We start from the raw sequence: 5,315 nt of genomic DNA, 5'->3' as shown, positions 1-5,315 counted from the left end.
TGGCCCCAACATCACCGGCGGGCTCATCGAGCGCATCGTGGCCGACAGCACCCGGGTGTTCGCCGACGCCGCCGCTGCAGCCGGGGTACCCATCACCTACGTCGTTCGGCCCGAGGGCTCCCACACCTGGGGATTGTTCGAATCCGAAATGCAGGAATCCTGGAACACCACCATCGGACCAGCCCTAGGCGCCTAGCAGCGCGGGGCGTTAGTCCGCCGTTCGTCGGTGATGCTTCGTCTTGCCGAGTGTGCATGAAGCGCTATGACTGTGCGGTCACTGCGTCGAGTGTGTCCCCACCGGGCGTATGCTCGACAAATCGTGCAGCGCAGGCACACTCGATGCGGCCATCGCACACGAAACTGCCGCAAACTATCGTCGCCGGAGGTTATGGTGGCGCGACGTTGCCGACCGGTTGATGGGGAGCGCTGTGACGGGAAAGCTGTTCGCGCGCTACCAGTTCGCGGGCCCAAGCGATGACCTGACGCGGCGGCACTGATGCTCGTCGACTACTACCTGCGGATCCTTCACTTCGATCGGCGGATGGCGCTCGACGTCGACTGGGGTCCGCTCGAGATCCACCTGTACGGCCGCTCCGTGTTCTTCATGTGGGTCACGGTGTCGATCCTTGCGGTCGGCGGTGTCGCCGTGCTCGCATCGCGCAAGCGGGAGTTGATCCAGAGGTGGATCACCTGGGTGCTGATCGCGGTGGTCGTCGGTCTCCCGTTCTGGATTGGCAAGGGCGCGACCGCGGTACTGGCCGCTGCGCTGGCTGTGGTCGCAGTGACCGAGTTCGCGCGCCTGGTGAAATTGCGCAGAGTCGACACGTGCTTGTTACTGGCGCTGGCTGTGTTGTATCCGTTGGCGGCATGGTTGCGCCCGTCGCTGTTGACGGTCGCGCCGGTCGTCATGTTGCTCTGTGCGCTGCCGTCGGTGCTCGGCGGTGACCTCGAAAACGGGGTCAGGAGAAGCACTCTCACCGCATTTGGTTCGGTGTGGATCTGCTGGTCCCTTGCGCTCCTCGCGGTGATGTGGTCAGAGGCGTTTGTGTTGTTCTTCGCCGTGGCGGCCACCGACGTCGCCGCCTGGTGCGGCGGAAAAGGGTTGCGGCGCTTGCGCTGGGCGCGTACGCCGTTGTCCCCGCTGAGTCCGAACAAGACGGTCGGCGGCTTGGCAGGCGCGATCATCGGTGCGTTCCTGGTGCTGACGTTGCTTGGCACCATTTCGATCGGTCTGCTCGTCGCCGTCGCGTTCGGTGGCGTCTTCGGCGACCTTCTCGAGTCGATGGTGAAGCGCCAGGCTCAGGTCAAGGACGCTGGCGCGTGGCTGCCGGGCTTCGGAGGCCTGCTCGACCGGATCGACTCGCTGCTACTGGTTCTCCCGCTGGCCTATGTCCTGGGTTGAGTGAGCTCGCGGTGCGCGCCTGCCAGTCGCAGGCCGGCCGTCAGCAGAGATCCGATGACGATCATCGCGCAGACCACCGGGATGGCGGCCGGCGCCGCGGCGGCCACGATGGCGGCCAGGCAACGTTCGGTCTTGCCGAACGGTCCGCCGTTGCGGCGGGTCGCGCCTGCCCCTGCGGCCGCCAGTGAGGCGAACGTCGGCAGCGTGGCAGCCAGCGCGGCGACCAGCACCGAGACCACCGGCCACGACAGCCAGTGCATGCCAGGGCCGCCCTGAGACGCCGCCCAGACCGCGAGTCCGGCGAACATCAGCAGATCCGATGCACGGTCACCGATTTCGTTGAGCGCGAACCCCCACGGCCGGCAGACCTTCCTGGCCCGCGCGACGGCGCCGTCGAGGTTTGCGCCTGCAAGCCGCACGCCGAGCCACAACACTGCGAGGGGCCACCAGCCGAGGGCGATGCTGACCGCCGCCGCTGCCGCGCCGAAGATGCCGATCATGGTGAAGACATCTGGTGACGTGCCCTGAATCTCGGCGCGATGCATGAAGACTCGCAGCCGCTGGGTGTACCAGGGTTTCAGTGCGTAAAGTCCGTCCATCGGATCTGCCTCCTCTCGTGTCGAAGCGTTGAGATGAGTTTGCGCAGGCGGCCTTGGAGGTTTCTTGGCGAATTCTGGTGCTTGTTCAGATAGGTTCATCCCGATGAATCGGCCGCTGCTGCCCACGATCACCGTTGGCTCCGGTGGCTGGCAGCGCACGTTCACACCTGGCCACGACGTCATCATTGGCCGCGACGTCCGGGCCGACGTGCGGATCCCGCACCCTGGCGTCTCCCGCGCGCATGTGGTGCTGCGCTGCGTCGACGATCATTGGGTTGCGCTCGACAACAAGAGCTTCAACGGGATGTTCGTCGGACAGCGGCGAGTGCAGTCGGTCGATATTCGCGGCGGGGAGACCATCAACATCGCCAACCCCGACGGTCCGTCGCTGACATTCGAACTCGGACCCGTCGCGACGCCGGATGACAAGCCGACCACGCGGCTCAAACAGGCGCCGCCACCCGGTTCGACCACCATCGGCCGGTCCGCCGACAACGACGTCGTCCTCCCGGACGTGCTGGTATCGGGGCACCACGCAGCACTGGTGCACACGCCGCAGGGCGTGCGGATACAGGAACTCGACGGCTTCAACGGCACGTTCGTCAACGGCGAGCGCGTCACCGAAGCAATGCTCGCCGAGGACGACGTCGTCACGATCGGCAACGTCGACCTGGTCTATGCCAACGGCGATCTCGTCCGTCGCACCGGCCCGAGCACCAAGACCGGTGGTCTCGAGGTACGCGATGTCAGCCTGACGGTCGAAGGCGCCGTCACGCTCCTGGACCGCGTTTCCCTTACCGCCCGGCCGGGGACGCTGACGGCGGTGATCGGCCCGTCGGGTTCCGGCAAGTCCACGCTGTCACGAGTGCTCGTCGGTGCCGCGCGGCAGACCAGCGGCGCGGTGTCGTTCGAGGGGCGCGACGTCCACGGCGAGTACGCGTCGTTGCGCAGCCGGATCGGCATGGTGCCCCAAGACGATGTCGTGCATCGTCAGCTCACCGTCAATCAGGCGCTTGGTTTCGCCGCGGAACTGCGAATGCCACCCGACACCACGGAAAGCGATCGCCGGCAGGTGATCGCGCAGGTGCTCGAGGAACTCGAATTGACGCCGCACGCCGAGACGCGAGTGGACAAGCTTTCAGGTGGTCAGCGCAAACGCGTATCGGTTGCGCTGGAACTGCTGACGGGCCCGTCGCTGCTGGTGCTCGACGAGCCCACGTCGGGACTGGACCCCGCACTGGACCGCCAAGTGATGACGATGCTGCGCCAGCTTGCGGACGCCGGTCGCGTCGTCGTAGTCGTGACGCACTCGTTGACGTTCCTGGACGTGTGCGATCAGGTGTTGCTCCTTGCCCCCGGCGGCAGGACCGCATTCTGCGGAGCGCCCGACGAGCTCGCACCGACGATGGGCGCCACCGACTGGGCCGACATCTTCACCGACATCGGCGACGATCCCGAGGGGGCCCATCAGCGGCATCTGAAACGCACCGAGACGGCGGCCTCGCCTGACGCCGACGCCGCCCCGGCGCCGCGCATGGACTTCGGCAGGCCTGCGCGCACCAGCCTGTGGCGCCAATTCTCGACGGTTGCCCGGCGCCAGGTGCAGCTGCTGCTCGCCGACCGCCGCTACGTCGTGTTCCTGCTTGTCTTGCCGCTCATCGTCGGTCTGTTGCCGCTCACCGTGGTCGGTGACGCCGGCTTCGGCAGGCCTCCGTCCGACGGTTCAGCGCCGTTCGAGCCGAAGCACATCATCGCGCTGCTGAGCTTCGCCGCGATTCTGATGGGGACCACGCTGACGGTTCGCGACCTGACCGGTGAACGCGCGATCTTCCGCCGCGAGCAGGCCGTCGGGCTGTCGGCGTCGGCGTACCTGTTGGCGAAGATGGCTGTGTTCGGAATGGTCGCGGTGATTCAGTCGGCGATCCTGGTCCTGATCGTCACGGCGCCCAAGGTCGGCAAGCCGGCGCCGCCGGATGCCGCGGCGCTGGGCAGCCCAATGCTGGAGTTGTTCGTCGGTGTCGCGGCGACGTGTGTGGTGGCGGCGGTCCTTGGCCTTTCGGTGTCGGCGGTGGCGCAAAGCAGTGACCAGGTCATCGTGCTGCTGGCGGTGACGCTGATGGCTCAGCTGGTGTTCGCGGGCGGCTTCATCCCGGTGACGGATCGGCCGCTGCTGGAGACCATCGCTTGGTTCACCCCTGGGCGGTGGGGTTTCGCGGCCACTGCGTCGACTGCTGATCTGAGCAATCTGGTTGTGGGGATCGCGAAGGATTCCCATTGGCAGCACACGGCGTCGACGTGGTTCTTCGACATCGCGATGCTCGGGGTGCTGGCTGTGGTGTTCGCCGGTATCGCGCGGTGGAAACTGCGGTTACGCCGCTTCGGGTAGGAAGGCAAGCTGCCGATCGTGGTGTCGTTCGACCGTCGGCACAACCCGCAGGCGTGCTCCACCGCGCAGCGCCAGCACCTCGTGGCGCAACTCCTCGGCGGTGATACCGGCCGGGTCCATCGGCTCACCGATTCGGGCCTCCATCGGGTTTGGCGTGAGGCGGCCACCCTTCGGCAGCACGTCGCCGGTACCCAGAAGCGCGACAGGAACGATGGGCACACCGCACTCGCGCGCCAAATGTATTGCACCAGAACGGAACTCGCCGATCTCACCGGTGGTGCTGCGGGTGCCTTCCGGGTAGATCACGACGGTGCGGCCCGCGGCGAGCGCGGGTTTGACCGCCGCGAGCAGCGCGGCATAGCAGGAGCCTCCCGTTCGCCGTACCGGTAAGCCGCCCGCGAGGCTGGTGAGGACGAACCGGCGCACCGGCACGTCGAACCAGTAATCGGCGGCCGCGACGAACACCGGCTTCGCGTGGGCAGGCAGCGCGGCCAGGAGCGCGGCGGTATCGGCGTGCGAACTGTGATTGGCCACGAGGATGCAGCCGCCCTTTTGACGCCAGCGACCGGTCACCGTCAGTCCGCCGAAGCGCGCGACCACGATCCGCCACAGGTAGTGCCGGAACGCGGAGGCGAAGCGGCCCGTGCCGACCAATCGAAGGATGGCCCCCAGGAGCAATCCGACGACGCTTGTCGCGCCGATCCACGGAACGACGGCCGGTGCGGCGTTGAATAGGATGGCGCCGTTGTTGAACAGCTCGGGTGTGTGGCCGTGCATCGCGGAACGGTGCAGGAAGTCGCCCAGTCCCGGGGTGTACCAGGGGTTGAGTGTGTGTAGCGCGTTCATCGGATCTCCTCTCTTTGTGTCGATGAGAGGAGTCTGCTGATCCGCGCTTGCAGGATTCTTGGCGAAACCTTGAAGACCCGTG

Annotated in this window: 4 protein-coding genes and 1 pseudogene; 3 read left to right on the top strand and 2 right to left on the bottom strand. The window is 66.7% G+C overall.

Annotation, left to right across the window (positions count from 1 at the left end; genetic code table 11):
* Together VFH65_RS01975 and VFH65_RS01970 are read left to right on the top strand one after the other, a co-directional pair.
* Positions 1 to 196, top strand: a pseudogene (locus VFH65_RS01975) (esterase family protein); the annotation flags it as partial.
* Positions 197 to 496: 300 nt separating this feature from the next.
* Positions 497 to 1,402: a phosphatidate cytidylyltransferase gene (locus VFH65_RS01970; protein ID WP_353319449.1), complete on the top strand. Its 906-nt coding sequence runs from the start codon at positions 497 to 499 to the stop codon at positions 1,400 to 1,402.
* Here VFH65_RS01970 and VFH65_RS01965 read toward each other — a convergent pair.
* A complete protein-coding gene (locus VFH65_RS01965; RefSeq protein WP_353319448.1) occupies positions 1,387 to 2,001 on the bottom strand; it encodes a CDP-alcohol phosphatidyltransferase family protein in 615 nt (204 codons plus the stop codon). The genes VFH65_RS01970 and VFH65_RS01965 overlap by 16 nt on opposite strands.
* Before the next feature lie 103 nt (positions 2,002 to 2,104).
* Between VFH65_RS01965 and VFH65_RS01960 the strand changes: the two genes are divergently transcribed.
* Positions 2,105 to 4,387, top strand: a complete 2,283-nt coding sequence (locus VFH65_RS01960) for an ATP-binding cassette domain-containing protein (protein ID WP_353319447.1) — start codon at positions 2,105 to 2,107, stop codon at positions 4,385 to 4,387.
* Here VFH65_RS01960 and VFH65_RS01955 read toward each other — a convergent pair.
* Positions 4,370 to 5,233: a lysophospholipid acyltransferase family protein gene (locus VFH65_RS01955; RefSeq protein WP_353319446.1), complete on the bottom strand. Its 864-nt coding sequence runs from the start codon at positions 5,231 to 5,233 to the stop codon at positions 4,370 to 4,372. The genes VFH65_RS01960 and VFH65_RS01955 overlap by 18 nt on opposite strands.
* Between the last annotated feature and the right edge of the window lie 82 nt (positions 5,234 to 5,315).

Source organism: Mycobacterium sp., from assembly GCF_035697385.1.
Classification (GTDB): Bacteria; Actinomycetota; Actinomycetes; order Mycobacteriales; family Mycobacteriaceae; genus Mycobacterium.
The sequence above is the reverse complement of the archived record's forward strand: the minus strand, read 5'-3'. Positions and strand labels throughout refer to the sequence as shown.

Bases quoted from the DNA above. Each gene is read 5' to 3' on its own strand.
- VFH65_RS01970 (WP_353319449.1), top strand. From the start codon at position 497: ATGCTCGTCGACTACTACCTGCGGATCCTTCACTTCGATCGGCGGATG.
- VFH65_RS01965 (WP_353319448.1), bottom strand. From the start codon at position 2,001: ATGGACGGACTTTACGCACTGAAACCCTGGTACACCCAGCGGCTGCGA.
- VFH65_RS01960 (WP_353319447.1), top strand. From the start codon at position 2,105: ATGAATCGGCCGCTGCTGCCCACGATCACCGTTGGCTCCGGTGGCTGG.
- VFH65_RS01955 (WP_353319446.1), bottom strand. From the start codon at position 5,233: ATGAACGCGCTACACACACTCAACCCCTGGTACACCCCGGGACTGGGC.